Genomic DNA, 24,809 nt, shown 5'->3' on the forward strand with positions numbered 1-24,809 from the left:
TAATTATATTAACACATTTTCTTCCTATCTGAAACCACTATTTTGTAATTTATATTGAAATTTAAATGTTTTAAAAACTTTTAAAGATGGATTTTATAATTATAAATAAGGTTTATTATAAGGTACTACCTAAAAAAGATAGAAAATTCGTATCTTGTTACGAGTTTTTTATCTCTTATATTTTTTTGTTCCTATATTAATTGTTCCAATTACTTTATTGCTTTTGGGATGTTCTTTTGAAAAAGTATTTCAATCTTTCTTAATCAAGCCAGCTAAACAAAAACTTAATCCTATAACTGAAATGAAATCATCTGCTCCATATAATACCATTCCTTTTAATACAGAGTTTGAAAAAACAATTAAAGCTATTCCAAATAACATTATTTTCACACTTGAAATCTTTATAACTTTTAATATCCAATATAATAGACATGACAAAATTAAAATTGTAATCAACATAGAAAAAATCCCGCTTCCAGCAAACACCTACTCTTACCTCCAAAAAATAAAATCATAATTGTATAACCTATTATGTATAATTACTTATTTACATTTAACGATACTATAACCGCTCTATATATATTATATTCCACTTAAGTACTGCTTTAATTACATTTTGACAACTTTTTATATCAAAAAAGCCCTTAAAACTTGAATTATCAAGCTTTAAGAGCCTTTTGGTGCGGCGGAGAGGATTCGAACCCCCGACCAACTGGAACGTGGAAATATATTTCTTTATGTTTTATCCTATATATAAATCCTTTATACTATAACACTTCTACTACTTTTGATATTATTTTAAATTATAATTTCTTATGTCATTTTTTTCATGTTGTGTTATAGTTGTGTTATATTTAAGCTTTAACATCATTCTCTTTTTACTTTATAACCATCTAATGCTTATAATTATAGATAATTTAAAATAATTGTATACTGCTTATAAGTTTATTAATTGTAGTTTATTCTTATATTCAGTTACCATATAGACTTTATCTAAACTACTTGAGAAATCTATTATAAATTTCAAGCAGTTTTTAAGGAAAATATTATTTGTTTTTTCATGTAGAATCCTGCATAAACTCTTGAATCTTCTTTCTGGCTTTGAAATATGTATATCACTTAATAACTCTTGATCATTCATAAGGTTCAATAGTTCATTTATCTCCCTGTCTCCAAAACTATTTATATATTCGTTGTAATAATACGCTGCACTTTCATCTATTCCATCCCTATAACCTAGTCCATTTCCAATATAGCAAATAGTTATAACCTTAACCCATTCTTTTAAGACAGAATCAGGAATTATACCGCTTTCAGGAATTAATTCTTGTAGCATTTTAGCCCATGGATATTCATTATAAAAATTATTCATTGAAAAATGTGCACTACGGAGGCTGTTTAATTTATCTCTTATTTCATATGCAATGCTATCTTCATCTTTATATTTAGTACCACCTACATTTTTTAGAAACTCATCAGCTCTTTCTTTTCTTTGTATATCAGCATTTTTTCTGAAATATCCATATTTCTCTCCAACTTCATATTTTTTATCATCTGAACTAGCATTCCATACAAATTTACTGATAAGTGTAATATTTTTAGTAGTTCCGCTAATAGTCTTAGGATCAGTATATAACCCAAACAATGTCCACAATAAATCATCTACCATCTGTTGTGGTAAATTAGCTATACTCTCACCAATTATACCTGCATCATTAATTGGGATATCCTCTTTTCTAATATTATGTAGTAGTTGCTTTAATTTAATAGCAGAATGATTAGGTGTAGCATTAATTGCATATTGTATACAATTTTCAAGCCAACTAAGTATATCATATGCATTTATACTATTCTCATTAGGATGTGCTGCACTAGAATGATTTCTCATATAATTTATAAATTTAAATATTTCAAATACATGGTCTGTTATTAATCCCATTCTATTACATACAGTTAATAGATCGTATTCGCTTACTATTGATAAATCCTCAAAAGACATTAATCCTTTATATCTACTATTTATGCTCTCAGAAATCTTATAAAAAAATTCTAAGTCAAAATTTGCAACCATTTTTCTTAAAGACTTAATAGTCTCATTCCATAAGTAAGTAATTGCTCCATCAAATAATCCTGCAATTACTGAGGCAGTAAATCTAGTAAGATATACTGCCTTTTCTCTTTCTTCTATAGGCAAGATATCCAAAGCTTCTTCAAGTGCATTAATTATTTTTTTTCTTTCGTTTATTGGATATAATACACCTTGAATAGGAAGATTTAATCTAGTTAAATAACTAGTAAGTGGATCATTAAAATCACTAATTGACGTAATTAATTGATCTTTGCTAACCAAAATCAATTCATCTGACATCTCTTTTCCCCCAATACAAATATTATATAAAATTGCTAATTTTAAAATAAGAAACATTCTATTTTTTACATATGTGAACATTTATACTTCTATAAATAAACGATACTATTATATAAAATGATTATTATTTTTTATGTATTGATAATATAACATTATACCGCAAAAATCAACAAAAGTGGATAATTATAGATATAAATATAACTTTCAAAAAGCATATTTTTATAACATTAATATTATCCACTCAAAATTCTGTAGCATAACTAAAAATTTAAATACTCAATTAATAATAGTAATTTTAAAAGTAACCCTTCAATAACAAATGAGCCCAGTAAGACGGAAAATATAACCTTCTACTGGGCTCTGTGATTAAAAATATATTACATTAACTATCGCCAAATTCTAGTATCATTAAAAATTTGCAACATATTTTTGCATTTTTCTATTGGAAACTTATAATAAATTGCACTTTCTGATTTATTCTTTTTAGATATATTCATTATTTCAGGTTCTATAAAAAAATCACTCCCTAAAGCGTACCCTGTGATATACCCAATTATTGAACTGGTATTTTCAAAATCAAAAAAAATTCTTGTGTATATGCTACACTTAGTTTCTAACTCTTTTTTAATTATTCTTTGTATTAAATCTTCCCCTGTAATTCCTCTAAAGTCTCTGTTATTTTCACCTACATGCTCACAATATTTCTTAAAATCATGTACTGTCTTTCCTAATGTTCTTGTAAACTCAGGATAAACAAACATATCCCTCTTTCTTAGGTTTTTTATAAGATTCCTTTGTTGATATACGTTGCTAAAATTACTTTTATCTACACCATTATAATCTGCTATAGGTATAATGGAAGATTTTATTTCAACGGTATATAGTTGCTTTGATTTTAAAAACGCTCTAGTCTCATTAGATATTTTCCCGAACTTGCCACCATTTCGTATATCCTCATTTATCCTTTTAATTCCATCCCTCAAAGAATCATTGATAGCTTTGCATAGTATTCCATCTATAGGTGCATGTTTTTCAAAATCATCCTCTCTGAATTCATCATAAGACGTATAAATAATATCTTGCTGAGTCTGATAAAATTCAATAAAGTCACCAAACATGTCTTCAGCAATCTTACCTTGAATTGTATTATCTAAAAGTTCATCTTCATTTCTGTCCCTTTGCCAAGTATTCGCCGTGTTACTGGCAATCCTTTCAAGATTATCATTTGTATATCTAGATATTTGATCTTTTGCTACAAACATTATAACATTAGAATCAATCTGAGAGTAATTATACTTTCTACTTTTTTGCATATCAATGACACCTCCTTAAAATAAATCCTTTAGTGGCTTCCAATTATCATTAGATAATTCATCAAAATACTCAGTATTGTTATATTTAAGTTTCTCATTCTTATCTCTTACAAATGCCCAATTAACATGGTAATACTTTTCATAATGTTTAAACGCATTGAATTTATTACGGACCTGCTTGTCTATATTTTTATCTTGTCCATATTGTTCTCCACCTTTTGTCTCAAGTATCCAAACATCACCATTGTTTAACTTAACTATATAGTCTGGATAAAATAATTGCTGATGTTGCAATGATGTCGTATAAACTATAGAAAAGTATTGTAATCCTTTATCCCCATTTTTATATACCCAATCTACGTTATCATTATTTTCACAATAATTCTCTAATAATCGCTCACTCTTCGATCTTACACCTTCTACAACCATGCTACTATCATATTTTTGATAGGCATTGCTCAACATTTGCTCTACATCTGTGTCTGAAGGATCATACCTATATAATTCTTCAAGTGGTATCTTAAATTCACTTATCTTTGGAATTAAAGCCATACTCATCTGTCTAACACTTTCAGCTGTTAAAATTGCAAAATCATTACGTAAAAGTGAACGATTATTTATAATAAATGCATACCACTCACGATTTTCTAACTTTAGAAGCTTATATTTGCTCTTACTCTTTGAAAAGAATAGATGTCTTAGTACAGTTCTTGTTTTCTCACTTGTCATTCCTATCTCACGCTTAATCATATCTATTGAATGAAGTAAATCTATACCATTACCATGAGTGTTCACCTCAAAATTAACATCCAAAAAACTTCCTAAGTTATCCCTTGCAATATCCTCAATTTTTATAAACTTTCCTTGACGCACACTTTCTGTTAATGTAGTTCCAAATACAAAATTATTATTCTCTAGTATATATCTATTTTTTTTAAAGTCATTAGATAATTTATACTTATCCATAAAAAAGTTATATGCTTTTATTAATGTCTCCTTATCACCAAGCATATCAAAATCAAGATCCCTTGTTTGCTTTGTTAATGTAAATGTCTTACATTTATCTTTGAGAAATACTCTTTTTACTTCAAATGCATTTCCACCACTCATAACGCTATCTTTATATTTTTCATCAAAAGTATAAAGATAACAATAATCTAGTAACTCATTATCATAATGCCTTGCTTCTGGCATACGTCTTATCCTACCAATAGTCTGAATTTCAAAATCTTCATTCATATTTTCACGTAGTTTTACAAGAATTTTTGCCCTTGGGCAATCCCAACCAGTTGATATTGCTTGTTTCATTAATAAAAATACTGGAATACCATTATTAGGTGTAATACTTGATATATTAATTTTATCATTATCTAACCATTTAGCTAACAGACCATTTGTATAGCTATACCCCATACTTTCAAGCTTCTTCTCTACTGTTTCTATAAGCATGTTGGATGAATTAGGAAATTGAATTATAACAAGTGGTCTAATTTTCCCTCCGAGTTTTTGATACTCTTCTGATATGATTTTTCTCTTATCATCTGCAAGGTTGATAAGATAGTCATATTCATTTTCTATATCATAACTCGTACCATTCTCTATTCCCTCATTTACATACAATGCTCTTGTAATCAATCCTGAACTTATTACATCCATTTCATTAATTTCATACCACTCTGACATTCTATCTTTGTTTGCAGTTGCTGATACACGAATAATATTTTTTGCATTGAAAGCATCTATTATATCTTTCGCTTTTGATGTATTATTCCTATGTTCTTCATCAATGATAACTAGAAACTTTATTCCTTTACGATGTGCCTCTGCAATTCTCTCAAATAAATTTGAGCGCTCGCTATCTGTTATAGCTTTATTACCTTTCTTAGTAACCTTTTGCCAATTTATAAATATTGTTCTTCCTTTATTAAATCCTTGCAGCAATGCATCATTTATATCATTTGTTATACAATTAGGTATTAGCTTTTCCATCTTTTCTTTACTCTGTTCTTCTAATTCACCATCACCTGGGCAAAGCCATACAAAACATGTATTAGGGTCTATATTATTAGAATATTTATCAATAAAATCTATCAGCATTATAGTTTTGCCACTTCCAGTAGGACTCTTAACAATAATTGTCTGCTTACTATTTGAATCAGAAGCTTTATCAAGTAAGTAACTCACGCAATCATCCTGAAATCCAAACAATCCATTTATTAAATTTATCATAGTTCCCCTACCTCTCTTAATTCATTAGCAAAATAATAATCTGGAATAATATTAATTTCTACTTCATTTTCTTTAAGAACTCTTTCTTGTTTTGCAGTCAATAAAATTTCGGAAGACATGTAAACCTTACTGCATTTTTTCACAGCTGATATATCTGTTACAAAATCCTCCAAACAATCTTCAGATATAATTAGTTTATAATAGTCTGTTGCCAAGTCAATTCCATTTTCTAATTCAACCATCTCACTTATATATGAAGAAAGTTCATCTGAAATCACAGCATCTTGATCATCGAACTTATTTACATAACCTGTCTTAAAATACTTTAAGTTTGCTTTTATCCCATCATTTACTGATTGAATATTAATACCATAAACAGCTAGTTTTTTATCTTCAAAAGAAACATTTACTTTATCAAATTTCTCCTTATTCTCTTTTTTTATAGTATCAATCTGAGATAAAACATTATTAGCATTTTTAAGCAATGTTTGATTAAATGAAGCCTCATATAGTAATTCAGAGGTTTCTAAAGAACATTGAAATTTAGTTATTGTATCATGTAATCTTTTATAAGTTATATTTTCACATATACCATTCTCATTATTAGTACATAATATAAACTTCCTATTTCCTCCGTCTTCTACATTTGCTATTAATGTAGCTTGCCCAGTTGTTCCAGACCCTGCAAAGAAATCCAGAACTATTGCATCTTTATTTTTATGGCATTTTATTAATGTTTTAATTAACTCTACTGGTTTTGAGTAGTCAAATTCATCTTCTAAACCAAAGAAAGCTAAATCTTTTTTAGCTCTATCATTTGAGTAAGTGTTTTCAGTGAGCTCTATAGAACTCATTGGCTTCGTTTTCTTCTCATAATCTATATAGTAATTACTCTTTTTGTCTTTTTTTATCTTCGCATTTAGATATGTTTTTGTATATATTCTAGCAGTTCCATCATTTTTCCTCTTAATAACAATAAACCCATTATCATAACCAAAGTCAAACAACTTTTTATTCCATCTCCATGCCCAATCAGCTCTCTTATGATTACCTTTTTGCCTTTCAATATACTTTTCATAATCTCCCCCTGGGTAGAAAACTTCTCCTTCGACCTCAAGTGGATAATCCATACTGGAGCTATATGTTAAACTATCATAGTCCAATGTTTGATTTAATTTATATTTTCCTCTCTCATCTACAAATTCATCTTCGTTCTTATAATCATCATCAATATGTTCCTGCATCATGAACACATCCTTATTTTCTTTAACATAAACTAACACATAGTCATGATTTTTAGAAAATGAACCTGTTGTTTTTCCACTTTTCTTAGTCTGCCTTGGCATCTCAATAATAAAATTATTTTCCCCCAATATAGTATCTGCCAACATCTTTAATTGCGCCTGCTCATTATCATCAATACTTATAAATATAATTCCATCTTTTGACAATAATGATTTAGCTATCCATAACCTTTTTGACATAAATGAAAGCCATTTAGAATGTCTAAAACCATCTTCTTCATCTACATAGTCGTCATCATATCTAAAATCCTTATTTCCTGTATTATATGGAGGGTCTATGTATATAACATCAATCATTCCTAAATGAGTTTTTTCTAATAAATATAGACTATGAAGATTATCCCCTTCAAGTAAAAAATTATATTCTTCACTACTAGATAAGTTTATTTTCTTTTCTTTTACTTCCGTAAAAACTGGAATCTTTGTTTTTAGTTCCTCATCAACTCTTTCGGTATGCTCTTCCCAAACTAATCCGTACTTTTTCTCAGTTAAAGCCGCTTGAATTTCATTAAAAGCTATTATTGATGCATCATCATTATGCAATTCTCTAAGTTGAGTAAGAAAATAAATCATATCTTCGCGTTTCTTCTTTGATATATTTGTCATAAAATTTCCTCCTATTTTATCTACACTAGCCCATAAAATTCTCTATAAGCTTATATTATTTCTATAATTCTTATATACACTGTCTATAATACCTTCCAAGTAAACATAATCTGCTTGAGATACTCTTATTAATTTATAAGATTTAGATACGAAATCTTATACTATTTGTAACATAACTTGGTCAGTTATAACCATTAAAGTATAGCATATTTAAGATTATGTCTCTACTATAACTCAAGGATTTACTAACATCATTTTACTAAAATTGAAAATATATCTTTCAACACTTTATATTACTCTCGCTAATTCTACCAGTAAATTTGAAATTTATGTTTTTTTCAAACATATATTATCTCTATGAATAAAGTAATTTACTTGTAGAAATACAACTTAAATTTGAAAGGAGCAAAAAATGTCCAACAAACTATACTGTATAAGTAAAATGAATAAAAATGAAACTATTATGGATTTAAATGTGAATCCACAAGAAAAAGGAGCTTCATCAAAGAGAGTAAATATCATCTCAATAAAAATGGTTAAGGAAGGTAGCTTATTATATTCAAACAGAAATATAAACTCTCCTGATGATGCCGCTGACTTGCTAAGTCCGTTCTTACAAGACTCAGATAGAGAGATGCTAGTAGTATGTTGTTTAGATAGTAAAAATCAACCTACTCTAATTAATATTGCTAGTATAGGTACTTTAAATAGCTCTCTAGTGCATCCACGAGAAGTTTTTAAGGCTGCCATATTAGGAAATGCTGCTTCTGTTATAATAGCTCATAATCATCCAAGCGGTGACCCATCCCCCTCATCAGAGGATATTAACATTACAACTAGACTAAAAGAAGCTGGAAAGATTATAGGTATAGATGTTCTTGATCATGTAATTATTGGATTTAGTAATCATGTGAGTTTAAAAGAAAGAGGAGTTATTTAGAAAAGTAGAAAGGAGCTTAATTCATGTTTAATAATGATAAATATATAACTAAGGGTATACAAGAAAGTATACCTTTAGAATTACAACTCTTTATGTGGAATTCTATAAATTCGTTAAAAAATAAAGATATTCAATTAGACTATCTTCAAGTATTTACACTTACTAAACCAAAGTATAATGAACAACATATTCAAATTATTGAACATAGGCAAGAAATTCCTGAACATAAAAGGAAATATAAATTGAATTCCATCAACGTCATAAATGCAAAAATATTTGTTATAGACAGTGGAGAATATTCAACTATGATGTTATCTGAAGAGTATTAAGCACTCTTAATTCTATTAAATAATAATCAATTAATCATGTTGGTTTTATACAAATCTTTAATTATATATTATATATGGGATACCTATTCTGATAGGTAATCCTCGCGAGAGATTCGGAACATATAAAGGATCATAGACAAACTTAATTTCCTTGAATCTACACACTATAAATCATCAATATGAGAAAACATTACTTTTAGCAAATCTAAAGCCATTCTCTTCTGTCTAGAATCTCTTCCATTAATAATCTGGTTAATCTGATCAATAAAATTATCATCATTTACACTTATATAATCTTGCAATAAATAGTCAATAGTGACACCTAACCTATTTGCTAGTCTAATTAAGGTATCAAGAGATAAATTTCTTTCACCTCTTTCAATTTGCCCGATATATGAATTTGAAATATCTATACTTTCAGCTAGTTGCTCTTGAGTTAATCTTGACTTTAGTCTTTCTTCCTTGATTCTTTGACCTAACTTTATATAATCCATTAAAACTCACCCCTCAACCTATACTTTATAAGTAAAAAGGTTGCATTTTAACACGCTGTTAGCGTTATTAACATTTACTATAAGCATTGTTTTCGATATACTTATACATATAATTACAGTATTGTGAGTTATTTTGTAGTATTGTGACTACCAAATAGGTTTCAAAAAAACTTAAAACAACAAAATATATAAGGAGATGTATTTTATGAGCAAATTAAAAATATGTAAGATGTGCGGAGAGGAAATAAGTAATTCAGTAAAAATTTGTCCTCATTGTGGTTCAAAATTGAAGAGGAGAAAACTACGCTATATAATCTTTGCAATTATAGCTTTAATAATAATTGTTATGCTTATTCCTACAGGTAAAGATAATGGTAAGAATACTTTAGAAACATCTAAATCACCTTCTTCTAATTCATCAAATGAAACAAAGGATAATATAAAAAGTGGAATTGACTTATTAAGCTACATAGGAAAGAGTAAAGACGACATAAAGAAGAGCTTCGGAACTCCAAGTAAGATTGACGGAGCTCAAAGTGGTGAATTATATGATTATAAAACCTTTTATTTCACTATAGATAAAAATAAAGTTTCTTCTATTGAAATAAAAAGCTCAGGCCAGAATGCCAATGGCATTCCAGTTGGTACATCAGTTAAGGATGTAAAAAATAAACTTGGTAATCCAACTAAAGAATTAAATAATAATGGTTTTATAATGGAATATAGACTTAATGACAATACAACTTCAATTGAATATATCTGTAATGACTTTCATAGCCCTGTTAACTCAATTGTTATAACTGATTTAACCGCTGGCAAGGAAAAACCTATGGAAGTTACAAAAGAGAAAGTTGAATCTTTAATAGAAGGTAATTGGGTGCTTGAGCAGAGTATGAATGAACCTAACATTTCTGCATTCATTAATAAATTTTCAGATGGAGTCAAAGATGAAGGAAATGGGGCTTTTAGGACAAAATATAGTATTTCAAATAGCAATACTATAATCTATCATGTTTGGAACAAAACAGATCAAGAATATCATGATCTACAGTATTTTATTGAATTTTATGAAGATGGCCAAAGAATGGAAATTTACACACTAGATAACTATGGAGACAGAGATCCAAATCACAACAATATTTACTATAGATACAATTAATATTTCTTAAAACAAATGGGGGTTTTCAATATGAAGAAGATACTATTCTTAATTATTGCATTATTATTATTTAATATTTCTGGTTGCTCAAACAATGGGCTAAATACCATAAAAAAAGATGCATCTGATAAAATACAAAACATATCAGACAAGGAAAACAAAAATGTTCTTATGGTTAAAAACGGGCATCCTACAGATTATCCAAAATCACCTTATGGTACATCTTTTGAAAAGTTTTTCGCTTCACCAACATGGAAATACTTTAAGTCTGATGATGGGAAAGATATTGTTGAATTTACTGGTAATTGTACATATCAAAATGTTGAAGTTAAAGCAAGAATGCAATTTATCTTAGATGTAAAGTCTGGAACATTTGAGGCAGGAGCTTTATCATTTAATGATGTTCCACAAAGTCAATTGATAACAGCTGCACTATTAAGCAAAGTGTTTGAGGAATCAACATCACAAAAGACAACTACCACTGCAAATGAGAATTCTAATAAAACTAACAACACCAATGATACTAAAGAAGGCTTTTATGGCCAGTGGGTTATTAGTAAATTAGTTACTAATTCTGCAGTAGGGTCATATAGTGATGATGATATTAATAAAATAATTGGTAATACTTTGATTTTTTCAAAAGATCAATCTAGTTCCTTTGGCGATGATATTAGCGATATGAATGATACTATTCGAAATCCCATATATAAAAGTTCAGTAATTTCTAATAAAGATTTTCAAATAAATTATAATATTCCATTTGATAAATTAGGTGTAAAAGGAACCTCCATTACTGAAATAACTGTACTTAATTCAAATAATACATGCTCATGTACCTTTTATATAAAAGATAATGATACTCTAATACTGTATGGCGGGGGATCTTTTTTTGAGCTCCATAAGAAATAGAGCAATCTTTTATTATCATTACTTTTATTGAGTATTTATACATATATCTAACCAACATAAATATAAATATAATCTTTAAAGGTGGTTGATATTTATGTTTAATCAATATGATGACTTATTAAATGTAGACGAGCTTTGTGAAGTGTTGTCAATTGGTAAGAATACAGCTTATGAGTTATTAAACTCTGGGGAAATAAAGGCTTTCAAACCATGCCATGGACGTGTTTGGAAAATACCCAAATTAGCATTAGAGGAATATATATTATTTAATAGTGGACTAAAAAGATAGTAGCTTACTGCTGCTATCTTTTTAAATATTAAATTATTTCATTCTTCAATATTTATATAACATTACATGAAATTAATAGGTTTTATCATTCAATTATTATGATTAATATTGTTTAAAATGCATTAGTTATTTTTTTATGTGATAACATATAATTAATATTTAATATGTATTAAGTAGAGGCGACAGCCTCTACTTTTTTTAAGGGGAAAGGGAAATTGGAATTCAAAAATCCTGTGGATTTTTTCATTCTCTCCCTTTCCCCTTAACCCCTATCCCTTCTTTTAACATACTTCATAAATCTTCAAAAAATTATTAATTATCATTATAATGCTCTGTATATATGAATTAGATATATTATGTAATTGATTTATCTATTGAAGCTTTAAATAACTTGTTATAAAGTAATAATATACAAGTTTTAGATTAATTAGGGAGGATTAAAATCAAATGACTAATGAAAACAAATTATCAACCAAAGAAAATAAAATTAATTGGAGAAAGAAAGTAAAGATTAATTATTCAAGAAGTGAATATGTTAAAAAATACAAAAGTCAAACCATAACCTCAAATAGCTTTAAAGAGCGTTTAGATAATATGATTAATCAATATAATATTGATAAAGCTAACTTGAAACGAGATAATATCCAGGAAGCAGAGTATGAGATTCAATACGATATTGCAGATTTATTTTGTATAATGCTCAAAGATTTCACCCAAAACCCCCTATATGACGGAAGGGATTCTTTAGATAAAGTAACAGCAACTAATATAATTGATTATAATAATACGATAATTAAAGATATAGAAAATCTTCCTGACTATTTAAAATTCTTTATAAAAAATGATGAGAATTTCAAATTTAACTATGCTCTATCTAAATATGCTCCTTTATTATTAGATCGTTTAACACTTCTATTTGCTACTATAACTCTATTTAGTAATTCAAGTTCTGGTAATATAATGATAGATTTAATTAAATCTATTGATCAGTGGATTGACCAATACTTTACGCACTATAACGAACTTGAAAATTATAAAAACAATTCAGATATACCTATTCTTAACATAAGCGCATCTAACGAAATTAACTTAGAAAGCAACGCTGGATACTCAATTGATCTTATATTAGAAAGAGGATTTAAGAAATTTTACAGAAATGATAACTCATTTAATAGCAATATACCTAAAGATCTTTTGGATAATATACTTAAAAATGAAACTAAGGCTACCAATGATAATACAGATGAAATAAGAAGTCGTTATACTGAATTTCTTAATAGAACTTATATCCCACCAAAGGGTTTACAAAAATTAGAGTCACATTATGAAAACATAGAAAAAACAGTTGAAAATATTGAGGATGCCTTAAAACCTTCATCCATAATCAGTTTAAAAGATGATTATATTAGATTTGTAAAATCAAAACTCCATGAAGGTTTATTAAATTTTAATATATATATTGCAAATTGGTTTCTACAATCTAACACATAGCCTGTCTATTGTTTGAGTAGGAACCTTATTTATGTTACTTATAAACTTTTGAATTGCAGTTCTAACTTGTGGCAGAGATTTATAAAAGACATTGTTAATAACAGATGCCTTTAGCCATCCCCATAACCCCTCTATAAGATTCATTTCTGGACTATACGGTGGTAAAAACATCAATTCAAGCCTATCTTTAACTCTATTAAGAAATGGCTGAATCAGCTTTGCATGATGAATCTTAGCATTGTCTAATACCACAACAATTTTTCCTTTTGGATACTGCTTAAGTACGTTTTCTAAAAAGTCATTAAATATCTTAGCGTCATATCTTTCATGTTCCTCGCAATATACGTTACCAGTCTCGTAATCCAATATTCCCATAAGTTTAACACCTGCATTTTTACCGAACGTAGGAATTTTCCTTTGTTGTCCTCTTATAAACCAGCTCTTTTGAATTGCTTGATAATCTCTAATCATTGATTCATCTTCAAATAAGATGGTATCAACTAAGCCATTGAGGCATTTTTTTTAAAGCTTTAAAGTCACTTTTAAAAATTTCTTGCTTTTCTTTATCAGCTTTCGCTAAGACGTAAGTAGGTCTAGTATAACTTAAATTTAATCTATGAAGTACATATGCTATTCCTCTATGTGACATATTTATATTAAATTCTTTAATAACCCATTGCCTCACTAATTCAATAGTCCAATTCATTTTAGATTCGAAGCCTACATCTTCTGGAGTTTTTGTAGTTATAGTTTCTACAATGAGCTTCTCTTGAAGTGAATTGATTTTCTTTGCGCTCCGCCGCCGTGGCCAATATTTAATCCATCTATTCCTTTTGATTTATAATTTTTTATATATGTAGAAACAGTATGTTCTTCTAGATTCTCCATTTCAGCTATTTTTCTATTTGTAAATCCATCAAAATGCTTAAGTAAAACAGAATATCTTTTATATAACCTTGTGTTTTTAGTCTTTTTTAAAGCTGATTTTAACTCGTTTATATCATCTTCATGCCCAGCAATCTTATTAAGAATCAAAATATCCATATTTAAAACCTCGCTATAATTTTTATTTTATATTCTAGTTTGGATATTTTAGTTATCTTATATTAATGGATGTTCTTACCTAAATATCATATCGAAATTTTCATCTTGCAACATATATATATATGGATCATCAAATTACGTTATTGATGGTAGAAATGTTACTAGATATATTCAAAAGCTTTCTAACTGCCATAAAGATTCATTAAATAATGATATTAATAGATATGCCAATGAAATATACAACCTTAAAATAAAAGATTGTGAAGATAAGCAAAACCTTCTTATTCAACTAACTTCTCCTAATTCCTCTATGTCTGGGAAACAAATACGTCACAACTTAGATTTATTATTAGGACAAACCTTACTATTAACATTAAAAAAAGAATATAGTCATAGCGACAACAATAAATAATACATCTATCGTTTTTCTCCCATTAATATTAATTAATGGGAGTTTTTGTTTTCGCAATTATCACTTGTATCTCTTCCAAGTAAAGACTAGCTTATTTTGTTATTATAAAATCTTAATTAAACAAGGCTACTTAGATTATAAGATTAAATTTTTCATTAGGCTAGGAGGAGTATATATGACCACTAATTCATTCGGTATTTCCAAACAAATAGATAGTTTAAAAACAACAATTTATAGTTCTAACTCTAACATATCTTCAGATACTAGATTTGAAGAAAATAAATCAATGAGTAAAGCCATTAGTCAAACCGATATAAATCCATATGAATTTCACAAGATGAAATTAGATGACCTTATTATTAATGATGATGGTTCTGAGCTTTCAGAAAAAATGATTAATGCTTGCAAAAAGAAGTTACAAGATCTTGAAAAGATATATAACAATTCGCAAAGAAGTTCTTTTATGACCATGCCCGACAGTACGGGCAAGATCATTCATGCTACCGCACCCAAAGAAATTAACAATTTCAATCAAACCAATAAAATAAATTCAGATTTATCATCTAAAATAGAACCAATGCAAAACTGTGAGGAAAAAGTTATAACTTCTGATGCATTGAAACAAATTCAAGCTGCTGAATTAAATAAAATTTTAAATCCAAATGTAAACAGTAGTATTAATAAGCTTGACTTTTTTAGACATTCAAAAGACCCAAGAATTAATGTTGAAAATGTAAAAATTCTCATTATGACAAGAATACCGTTTATTAATATGGAACAGTTAAGATTATATAATTGCCATTATGGTTATTATCAATCACTTTCAATTGATGATATTCTTATTGAAATAAATAGATTTATTCCATCTAATATAAGAAATATTCTTGAACCCTCTGATTTGAAAAAAATATACGCTGCAATAAGATTAGATCCTAATATTCAATTAAGAACTGAAAACTTAATGGATACAAAGTATCTAATAAATTGTATTAACGGGGTTTTGGATCTTAATAGTGCTTTTAGCTCTCATCATCCTTATGTATTAGAGCACTCTAATTCATATTGTTTTATTAATTGTGTACAAGCTAGTTATAACCCTAACTACACACTTAAAAATACAGTTTTTGAAAGATTTATTTTAACTATAACAGGAGGTAATAATGAATTAATATTTTTAATACAAGAAGTCCTAGGGTATGTTTTTTCAAATTTTAATAATGCTAAAAAAGCATTTTTATTATTTGGTGAGTCGAACTCAGGAAAAAGCGTCCTTCTTAAAGTTATATCGAGTATATGTGGAGAAAATAATGTATCAAATATTCCACTTCAAAATTTATCAGATGAGAAGTATGTTGCTGAATTATACGGAAAGTTAATAAATATATTTAGCGAACTTCCTGATAAAGAAATAGTTGATACTGGCACATTTAAAGCTTTAGTAAGTGAAACTGATAAAGTTTCAGCTAGAAAATTATTTAAAAATCCTTTTTCGTTCTATAATAAATGCAAATTGCTCTTTGCCACAAACAATCTTCCTGAGATAAAAACATCTTCATATAAGAATAATTTAGCATTTTTCAATAGATTGATAATTATTCCTTTTAATTATAGCGTACCAGAGGCTAACCAAGATAAAGATTTAGTACATAAACTACTTTTAGAAAAAGACATTATCTTTTCTTGGGCTATAGATGGGTTAATTCGTTACATTACTAATGGATATAAATTTTCCGAGTGTTATCTATCATCAAACATTTTAAATAACTATGTTCAAAATAGTAATTCAATTTTATCGTTTATTAATGATAAATGCTTACTAGATAAAGATAGCTATGTTCATTTTGATAAATTATTTGAAGCTCTTGTAAATTATTGTAATGATAATCTTATAGATATACCTTCAAACAAAGATAAAAAATATCTAAAGACCATCCTACAAGATAAATACAAATTGCAATATAGGCGTTTAAATAGATTTGAAGGGAATAAATATGGGTTTGAAGGCTTAAAGCTCCTAGAAAATTAAGTTGCTCTTAACTATGGAACTTTGGAACAAATCATTCAAAACCAAGCACATCTCTAGTATTTGAGCTTAACAATAAAACTTATAAATGGAACTTGTTCCATTTATATTTGGAATCTTATCACTTTAAAAATTGAAGTAATTATTCTTAATTACAATTATATACTATTAAATTGAAGAATATATTTGGAGGTTTTATTTATGAATTACAATGATTTAAATATTAAAAAAACCATGTCTGTTAAGGAGTTTTCTACCGAATATGGTATTGGATTAAATAAAGCATATGAATTAATTAATTCCACTAATTTTCCTGTAATTCGATGCGGTAAAAAGTATGTAATTATAAGGTCTAAGGTGGATGACTGGATGTTTAATCAAGCAGGAAAGTGTTTTTAAAACACTTTTCTACCATAGTTATTAAATTATTGGAGGTAAACTAATATGAAGAAGTCAAATGGTGAAGGCTCAATTAATAAATATAAAAATGGCTGGAGAGCTACAATAACAATTGGAAGAGACGATACTGGAAAACTAAAAAGAAAGCAATTTTACGGTAGAACTAAATCTGAAGTTATAAGCAAGATGAATGATTATAAAAGTAAATCAACTTTTGGATTAATTTCAAAAGATGAAAAAATAACTCTTCAAGAATGGATGAATTTTTGGCTAACTAATTTTAAAGTAAACGACAGTAGACCAGCCACGATAGAGCGATACAATGGAATATATAGAAATTATATTAAAAACTCAGAGATAGGAGTTATCAAATTAAAAGATCTGAAATCTTCGCATGTACAGGCTTATTATAACACTTTAGCAAAAAACAAAAGTGCTAATATAGTTAAAACACTGCATAAACTGCTTAAATCAGGTATTAATCAAGCCTGCAGAGAACAATATATTATTATAAATCCATGCACAGGCGTAAAAACGCCTAAAGTTGAGGAAAAAGAAGAGGTGCAAGCATTTTCATTAATAGAACAACATTCCTTTTTAAGCTACCTAGATAATAGTAAGCATAGACTTCGCACTCTTTTTAAACTCGATTTAAGCACAGGCCTACGTCTTGGTGAAATCATTGCACTTAGATGGTGTGATATAGATTTTATCAATAATAATATTAAGATCTCTAGAACCCTTAAAAGAGTTGCAAAAATTAATTCAACTAGCGGTAATAAAACAGAAATCATAGAGCAACCCCCTAAGACTAAAAATAGCGCTAGAACAGTACCTTTTCCTTCATCTATGATTTCCGAACTAAATCATCATAAAAGAAGGCAATTAGAAGAAAAACTGAAAGCTGGAGATGCATACAATGACAATGACTTAGTATTTGCAACTGAATTAGGTCATCCTATTGACGGTAGAAATTTATCTAGAAGTTTTCATAGGATATTGAATAATGCTAATATATCTGATAAAAAATTTCATTCTCTAAGGCATACCTATGCCACAAGATTATTTGAAAGAGGAGTTTCATTAAAAACAGTTCAGAAATTATTGGGACACAGTAAATTAGAGATAACTGCAAATATATATACTCATGTACATTTAGATGAAAAAATTAAAGCTGTTGAATTACTTAATGATGTACTTTAGTTAGCTATAAACTATTGTTATAAAATATAAAAAAGAATTCCCAGAACTGAGAATTCTTTTTTGCACCTAAATTACTAGCATATAGATCTTTTCAAGAAATATTATTTAACCATATCAGAAATAGCCTTAATTACAGTTGCATTAGCCGCGGTGGTGGTACTTCCCCCAGCAATTGTTCCTACTCCTAAAGAAGTAGCAGCTGTTAACCCAGCCTCGGTCGCTGCAGAAGCAACAGTTCCTGCTACAATAGTTCCCAAGCTTGTAGTCCCTGTAGCTACAATGGTTCCTACTACAGGAATTGTTGAAACTACTGCTGACGTAGCAGCTGCCGCTGTTGTAGCAACTGTCGCAAAAATTGGTATAAGAAAAAACATAATATACCTCCTATACAAATATTTTAGACACTATCATTCATCTATATGTCTATATACGAATTCTTGACTACACTAGTATTTCTCATACAAAGATACCTCTTTTATTTATAAAAAACTTCTGCATATTTTTATATACTAAAATATGCTTCAAATTAATATTTTTATTATCATAGATATATGCATAAATTTAATGTTATTGACGTGGTTGTGTTATAATTGTGTTATTTTAATTGATATAGTTGATATTATACGAATAAAAAAACCTAGGAATCATTGATATTCCTAGGTTTGTTGGTGCGGCGGAAAGGATTTGAACCCTCGACCAACTGGTTCGTAGCCAGCTACTCTATCCAACTGAGCTACCACCGCATATTCATTTATACAACGAAATAATTTTATCACAAAGGATTACATAAATCAATAGAAACCTAATTTCATGTATGTATAAAATCATTATAATCGTTGTAATTACTATGTCTACATGGAGAACTTCATTATATTTCTTCTATATTATTAACCTTATATAATTATACTATAACACCCTTTCATATCGATTTGATTCTAGTTCCTAAGTATGCTTTTTATTCATTAGCCTTAATTAAGAGCTTACTTTCCTGTATTTATAGAATACGTGTGAAATATGACTTTATAGCAAGAAACGTTAATTACACTACATAATGTTATTATCCCTCATAGCCTGCTATCAAAAACAAAAATAAGAGAATCAATAATCATAGAACTATTAATTCTCCCAACATAAGATAATCTAAAAAAGGAACCATATTGCAAATATCAGGTATTCTGAGTAGCAGTATAATTAAATAATCCTAAGATTATATAACTATCTTTTTAATTATAAATTCTTATATTTATATAATCATATATTCATATAAATATATAGTTATAATGCGGGTTTTCTATATATCATTAATACTTTTATGTCATTCTAGAGCAAAAGCTGTTCTAGTATAAGCTCCTACTCTAGTGGTTGTAATGACATATTGGTGTATATTAATGGCTTACTTGTTTGATTTGTTATATTTATCTATTGAAGTATTTATTGCCTTCGCAGCATTGTCTATAACTTGCTCTGGAGTTTCTTTTCCTTGAAGCATGCTTTCTATATTTGTTTCAACAGTTTGTCTAGCTTCTGGGAATACTGCAAGTAATGCTCCTCTTGCTTCAAGTGGTGATGCATGTAGCTGATCTATAGCGGTCTTAAACTGAGGATATTTAGTTAAGTTATCCTTCATATCTTGAATATCATAAGCCTTTGTTGTTACTGGGAAGTATCCAGTACTCTTGTTCCAGAAAACTTGTTCTTCTGGTGATACCATGAACTTAACGAATTCCCAAGCAGCTTTTTGCTTGTCATCCTTCTTATCCTTCTTGTCCATTATCCATAAAGAACCACCACCTATAGAAACGCCACCCTTGTCATCGTCGGATAGGTTTGGAAGTGCTGCTGTTCCTACTTCAAACTTTCCATTAACACCTTTAAGTACTCCGCTTAATGATGCTGTAGAGTCTATATACATGAAAGCTTTACCGCCTACAAAGGCATTTTGAGTATCGTCTGTCTTTCTTCCGTAGTTACCTAAAAGTCCTTGGTCGTATAAGTCTTTCCACATCTTAACGAACTTTAATCCAGCACCATTGCTATCAAAGTCTACAGCTGTAGCTTTATCTTTTCTTCCATTTTCATTGTTTGCATAGAACTTACCTTGCTTTGACATGTATTGCTCAAAGATCCATCCATATATAGCCATAGAAAAACCATAATTAGTTATCTTACCACTTGAATCCTTCTTAGTTAACTTTGAGGACATATCTTTTAATTCATCAAAATTCTTAGGAGCTTTTTCTGGATCTAAGCCTGCTTCCTTAAAAGCTGTTTTATTATAATAAAGTATTGGTGTTGATGAGTTAAATGGCATTGAGTTAAGCTTATTATCAACTGTGTAGTAGCCAACTATGTTCTTTTCTAAGGATGATACATCATACTTTTCTGCATCTATGAATTTTTGTACTGGAGTAGCATATCCACTGTCGATCATCCATCTTGTACCTATGTCATATAATTGCATTACGTCTGGACCTGAATTACCTTGTTGAGAGCTCTTAAGCTTATTTATTGCATCATCATAAGCTCCTTGATATTGATCGGCAACTTTAATATTTGAGTGAGTTTTATTGAAGTCTTCAACCATTTTCTTTATGGCATCTCCACCAGCACCACCCATAGAGTGCCAAAAGGTTATTTCAACTGGTTTTCCGTCTGCACTAGCCTGTTTACTGTCATTCTTAGAGCAGCCTGCAAAAAGTCCTACACCTAATGCTGCTATTAGCATCGAGGCAATTATAGATTTTTTCATATTAAATCCCCTTTCAAATATAAACCTGATTTATAACTAATCGCTAATGCGAATAAACTTGGTAACTTAAAGTTGTAGTCTTTAGCTGATAAATTTCTATATTGAAACTTAAAATTTAAGTTAGGAACTCTATAATCTTACTATTAGCCCTTAACCGCACCTGCTATGATTCCCTTAACCATCTGCTTTTGTCCAATCATAAATATGACTATTGAAGGTATTAATATCATCACAACTCCTGCTAAAATCGGACCATAGGATTGAGATTCTGAGAATTGAAGCATGCTTATACCAATCTGCACAGTTCTTTTTTCAGGTGTATTGGTCACAAGCAGTGGCCACATATATTGATTCCAAGTTGATAAGAAAGTATATATTCCAAGAGCCCCCAAGGTTGGTTTAGATATAGGAAGTAATATCTGAAGGAAAAACTTAAAATCAGAACAGCCATCTATCTGAGCAGATTCCTTTAATTCCTTTGGAACGGTTAGATAATACTGCCTAAGCATAAAAATGCCCATTGCTGAAGCTAAGTACGGAATTATAAGTGACTTATAGCTATCAAGCCATTCTAAAGAGCTTACTGTAAGATAGTTTGATATTATTATGGCTTCGCCAGGTATCATCATGGTTGATAAAACAGCCAAAAACAAAAACTTTTTCCCAGGAAATTCGAAATACACAAAAGCATAAGCTGCTAGGCTTGAAGTTATTATTTGCCCTACTGTTATCGCCAAGGAAACAACGAAACTATTCAATATAAACTGGAAGATTGGAACAGAATCGATAACCTGCTTATAGTTATCAAACCTTAAAGCTGATGGTATTAATTTATGTGTAGGTGATAGTATCTCATCTTGATTCATAAAACTAAGAGACAATACGTACAGAATTGGGAATATTATTATTAGCCCAATTATTATATTTACTATCCATAAGGTTAATCTCTTTCTTTTATTAAACATTAGCTGTAATGTACTCCCTTCTTTTCAAACTTAAATTGAAGTAAGGTAACTATTAACATCATGAAGAATAATACTAAGGACTGAACACATGCTGTTTCAAAACGATTATTCATAAAGGCTTCTTTATATATTGAGTAAACTAGCACATTAGTGGAGTCTGCTGGACCTCCTCCGGTTAATATCTTTATTTGTCCAAAGGCTTGAAAAGCATTTACCACATTGAAGAATAAAACAAAGAATAAGGTTGGTGAAACTAATGGTATTATCATCTTAAATAATTTTCTAAAGAAACCTGCCCCATCTATATCTGAACTCTCTAACAATTCTTCTGGTATACCCTTTAAACCAGTAACTAAAAATATAAAATTAACCCCAATATTTAACCAAACAGTAACTATGGAAACAGATATCAAACCCCATTTTTCATCTGTTAACCATCCAATATTAGTACCTAACACATAATTTATAAGGCCTATGCTTGGGTGAAATAACATTGTCCACACTATAGCTGCAGGGGCAGAAGCTACTGCCATAGGCATGGAAAACATTACTTCATAAGTCGCTGACCCTCTTATTTTCCTATAAGCCAGCAAAGCTAAAATAAGTCCAATTACCATTGATGGTATTACAAGCATAGGAACAAATTTTAAGGTTACTATAACGCTTTTAAAAAAATCTGGTGATGTTAAGATATCTTTATAATTATCTATACCTACAAAGGACTTGACCTCTCCTCTAGGATTGGTTATGGTAAAGCTTAGATATATTGTCTTTAAAAATGGATAAAATATAAAAGTTATGAATGTAATGAAAGCTGGAAGCAAATATAGATATGGCTTAACAGAAAACCTTTTAGCTTTTTTAACTTCTCTAAGAACTGGAATAACAATCTCTTTATCTAAAGTTTTCTCCTGTATAGCTTGTTGCATCTTCGTACCTCCTAATAATTACTACAGGTTTAATGTTACTGTAAGAATGTTAAGTACTAATTGAGGTACAGTTAAGGTTAGTTTACATATATTAACATAGCGTTATGATTGATTAAATCCTTATACTAATAACAATTTAACTTTATAGTATATTGATGCTTTGCTGAAGTTCATACAAGCCTCACATCACTACTAAGCTGACCCAAACGATACTTTAAAAGCAAAATAAAAAGATTGCCTGTAAATGAAGCCTATATTGCTTCATACAAACAATCTTTTATAAAAATAACATTATATTATTTTTAATAAATCTTAATCTGATTCTTAGCGATCTATCCCATAATTCCGTCTATAAGAAGAGCTACATTTAATACCGCTACTATTGCACCAATAATCCAAAGCACAATATTTTCCCATCTAGTATTCTTATATTCTCCCATTACCTTTTTAGAAGATGTTAGGTATATTTGTGTAAATATTGTTATTGGCAGTTGGACACTTAATAACATCTGCGAGTATACAAGTCCCTTAAATGGATTAGATATGAAGAATATAATTATTAAAGCTGGAATTATTGTTACTAGTACACCCATCTTTGTATGCTTATCATGTATGTCATATGGTTCATCAAATAACCCTGAGAATATTGATGCTCCAGCCATACCTGCTGTTACACTGGAGGATATACCTGCAAAAAGCAAGGCTACTGCAAATATCACTGCAGCTCCATTTCCTAACAATGGTTTTAATAACACCTGAGCCTGTTCAAGTTCAGTTACCTGCATATGATTTACGAAGAATGATACTGCAACAAGAATCATTGCACTGTTTATAGCCCATCCTACTATCATAGAGAATAAAGTATCCATAAATTCATATTTTAATTGTTTCTCCATTATATCTTTATCTTGAAGATTCCACTGTCTACTTTGTATTACTTCTGAGTGTAAAAATAAATTATGAGGCATAACTACAGCGCCCAAAACACTCATTATTATAGGAAGAGAACCTGATGGAAATGATGGAGTTACCCATCCCTTTACTGCTTCTCCCCAGTGTACATTTACCAACCATACCTCTACTATGAAGGCAAGTCCTATTATTGAGACGAAGCCTATTATAATTTTTTCAAGCTTCTTATATGAATTAGTAAATAACATCCAAAGTACAACTAAGCTAGCTAATATAGCACCGATTTTTAATGGTAAATTAAATAGCATTTTAAGAGCTATTGCTGCTCCCAGTATCTCTGCCATTGCAGTTCCAACAGCAGCCATAATCGCTGTACTAGTTATCACTCTTGCCAATACAGGTTTTATATGCTTGTTTATAGCTTCTGATATACAAAGACCTGTAACTATTCCTAAGTGTGCTGCATTATGCTGAAGCACTATAAGCATTATAGTTGATAAAGTAACCATCCACAAAAGCTTATATCCGTAAGATGAACCAGCAGCTATGTTAGATGCCCAGTTACCTGGATCAATGAATCCAACTGTTACTAACATTCCTGGTCCTATATATTTCAAGAAGTCTAATGCCATATGCTTTGGCTTACGCTCTTCTTTTTTGAAAAAGTCTTTAACTTTCATACTATCCCTCCTTTACGCTATTATATAATAATCGTTATTATCTAATAAAACAATAACACACT

Annotated in this window: 20 protein-coding genes, 1 tRNA gene and 1 pseudogene; 9 read left to right on the forward strand and 13 right to left on the reverse strand. The window is 29.2% G+C overall.

Translation table 11 applies throughout. From position 1 onward, the window contains the following. Nucleotides 1–249: 249 nt before the first annotated feature. The 5 genes from C1I91_RS00880 to C1I91_RS00900 form a co-directional block, all read right to left on the reverse strand. Complete coding sequence (locus C1I91_RS00880; protein WP_128210803.1) at nt 250–486, reverse strand: hypothetical protein; 237 nt, start codon at nt 484–486, stop codon at nt 250–252. A 451-nt stretch (nt 487–937) separates the two neighbouring features. Beyond that, nucleotides 938–2,368: a hypothetical protein gene (locus tag C1I91_RS00885; protein WP_128210804.1), complete on the reverse strand. Its 1,431-nt coding sequence runs from the start codon at nt 2,366–2,368 to the stop codon at nt 938–940. Nucleotides 2,369–2,754: 386 nt separating this feature from the next. Next, nucleotides 2,755–3,681, reverse strand: a complete 927-nt coding sequence (locus tag C1I91_RS00890; protein WP_128210805.1) for a hypothetical protein — start codon at nt 3,679–3,681, stop codon at nt 2,755–2,757. A 15-nt stretch (nt 3,682–3,696) separates the two neighbouring features. Next, on the reverse strand, nt 3,697–5,910 hold the full coding sequence (locus C1I91_RS00895; RefSeq protein WP_128210806.1) for a DEAD/DEAH box helicase: 2,214 nt from the start codon (nt 5,908–5,910) through the stop codon (nt 3,697–3,699). Next, complete coding sequence (locus tag C1I91_RS00900) at nt 5,907–7,820, reverse strand: site-specific DNA-methyltransferase (RefSeq protein ID WP_128210807.1); 1,914 nt, start codon at nt 7,818–7,820, stop codon at nt 5,907–5,909. Before C1I91_RS00900 ends, C1I91_RS00895 begins: the two co-directional genes overlap by 4 nt. A gap of 412 nt (nt 7,821–8,232) precedes the next feature. Here C1I91_RS00900 and radC point away from each other — a divergent pair, with 412 nt between their 5' ends. Beyond that, nucleotides 8,233–8,760, forward strand: coding sequence for a RadC family protein (radC, locus tag C1I91_RS00905; protein WP_338032593.1), 528 nt, complete (start codon nt 8,233–8,235; stop codon nt 8,758–8,760). 23 nt (nt 8,761–8,783) lie between these two features. Then, complete coding sequence (locus C1I91_RS00910; protein WP_128210808.1) at nt 8,784–9,089, forward strand: DUF960 family protein; 306 nt, start codon at nt 8,784–8,786, stop codon at nt 9,087–9,089. 164 nt (nt 9,090–9,253) lie between these two features. Here C1I91_RS00910 and C1I91_RS00915 read toward each other — a convergent pair whose 3' ends face one another. Then, nucleotides 9,254–9,583 carry a helix-turn-helix domain-containing protein gene (locus C1I91_RS00915; RefSeq protein WP_128210809.1) on the reverse strand — a complete coding sequence of 110 codons (330 nt, stop codon included), beginning with the start codon at nt 9,581–9,583 and terminating at the stop codon, nt 9,254–9,256. 205 nt (nt 9,584–9,788) lie between these two features. On the opposite strand from C1I91_RS00915, the gene C1I91_RS00920 reads away from it, so the two are divergent. From C1I91_RS00920 to C1I91_RS00935, 4 genes are all read left to right on the forward strand, one after another. After that, nucleotides 9,789–10,742 (forward strand): zinc-ribbon domain-containing protein, encoded by a 954-nt coding sequence (locus C1I91_RS00920; protein ID WP_164880402.1) that lies wholly within the window; start codon nt 9,789–9,791, stop codon nt 10,740–10,742. Between the two features lie 30 nt (nt 10,743–10,772). Beyond that, nucleotides 10,773–11,651: a hypothetical protein gene (locus tag C1I91_RS00925; RefSeq protein ID WP_128210810.1), complete on the forward strand. Its 879-nt coding sequence runs from the start codon at nt 10,773–10,775 to the stop codon at nt 11,649–11,651. Between the two features lie 94 nt (nt 11,652–11,745). Continuing rightward, the gene (locus C1I91_RS00930) at nt 11,746–11,940 is read left to right on the forward strand and encodes a helix-turn-helix domain-containing protein (RefSeq protein WP_128210811.1); all 195 of its coding nucleotides are present in this window, start codon (nt 11,746–11,748) and stop codon (nt 11,938–11,940) included. 447 nt (nt 11,941–12,387) lie between these two features. Then, complete coding sequence (locus tag C1I91_RS00935) at nt 12,388–13,431, forward strand: hypothetical protein (protein ID WP_128210812.1); 1,044 nt, start codon at nt 12,388–12,390, stop codon at nt 13,429–13,431. Here the strand turns inward: C1I91_RS00935 and C1I91_RS00940 are convergent. After that, nucleotides 13,414–14,475 (reverse strand): annotated as a pseudogene (locus tag C1I91_RS00940) (IS630 family transposase). The gene C1I91_RS00935 and the pseudogene C1I91_RS00940 sit on opposite strands and share 18 nt — an antisense overlap. Before the next feature lie 587 nt (nt 14,476–15,062). Here C1I91_RS00940 and C1I91_RS00945 point away from each other — a divergent pair. The 3 genes from C1I91_RS00945 (at nt 15,063) to C1I91_RS00955 (ending at nt 18,512) form a co-directional block, all read left to right on the forward strand. Next, nucleotides 15,063–16,913: a DNA primase family protein gene (locus C1I91_RS00945; RefSeq protein ID WP_238475905.1), complete on the forward strand. Its 1,851-nt coding sequence runs from the start codon at nt 15,063–15,065 to the stop codon at nt 16,911–16,913. Between the two features lie 198 nt (nt 16,914–17,111). After that, nucleotides 17,112–17,309: a helix-turn-helix domain-containing protein gene (locus tag C1I91_RS00950; protein ID WP_128210813.1), complete on the forward strand. Its 198-nt coding sequence runs from the start codon at nt 17,112–17,114 to the stop codon at nt 17,307–17,309. Nucleotides 17,310–17,354: 45 nt separating this feature from the next. Next, entirely contained in the window at nt 17,355–18,512 is a 1,158-nt protein-coding gene (locus C1I91_RS00955) for a site-specific integrase (protein WP_128210814.1), read from the forward strand. A 101-nt stretch (nt 18,513–18,613) separates the two neighbouring features. Here C1I91_RS00955 and C1I91_RS00960 read toward each other — a convergent pair whose 3' ends face one another. From C1I91_RS00960 to C1I91_RS00985, 6 genes are all read right to left on the reverse strand, one after another. Beyond that, a complete protein-coding gene (locus C1I91_RS00960; protein ID WP_128210815.1) occupies nt 18,614–18,886 on the reverse strand; it encodes a hypothetical protein in 273 nt (90 codons plus the stop codon). Between the two features lie 292 nt (nt 18,887–19,178). After that, a tRNA-Arg gene (locus C1I91_RS00965) sits at nt 19,179–19,255 on the reverse strand. Nucleotides 19,256–19,905: 650 nt separating this feature from the next. After that, entirely contained in the window at nt 19,906–21,261 is a 1,356-nt protein-coding gene (locus C1I91_RS00970; RefSeq protein ID WP_128210816.1) for an ABC transporter substrate-binding protein, read from the reverse strand. A 143-nt stretch (nt 21,262–21,404) separates the two neighbouring features. Further along, nucleotides 21,405–22,226 carry a carbohydrate ABC transporter permease gene (locus C1I91_RS29915; RefSeq protein ID WP_128210817.1) on the reverse strand — a complete coding sequence of 274 codons (822 nt, stop codon included), beginning with the start codon at nt 22,224–22,226 and terminating at the stop codon, nt 21,405–21,407. Continuing rightward, nucleotides 22,226–23,155: a carbohydrate ABC transporter permease gene (locus C1I91_RS00980; RefSeq protein ID WP_128210818.1), complete on the reverse strand. Its 930-nt coding sequence runs from the start codon at nt 23,153–23,155 to the stop codon at nt 22,226–22,228. The genes C1I91_RS29915 and C1I91_RS00980 overlap by 1 nt, the downstream gene beginning before the upstream one ends. 332 nt (nt 23,156–23,487) lie before the next feature. After that, a complete protein-coding gene (locus C1I91_RS00985) occupies nt 23,488–24,747 on the reverse strand; it encodes an Nramp family divalent metal transporter (protein WP_128210819.1) in 1,260 nt (419 codons plus the stop codon). Nucleotides 24,748–24,809: the final 62 nt, after the last annotated feature.

Origin of the sequence: Clostridium manihotivorum, assembly GCF_004015185.1 — a bacterium.
GTDB classification, from domain to species: Bacteria; Bacillota; Clostridia; order Clostridiales; family Clostridiaceae; genus Clostridium_AR; species Clostridium_AR manihotivorum.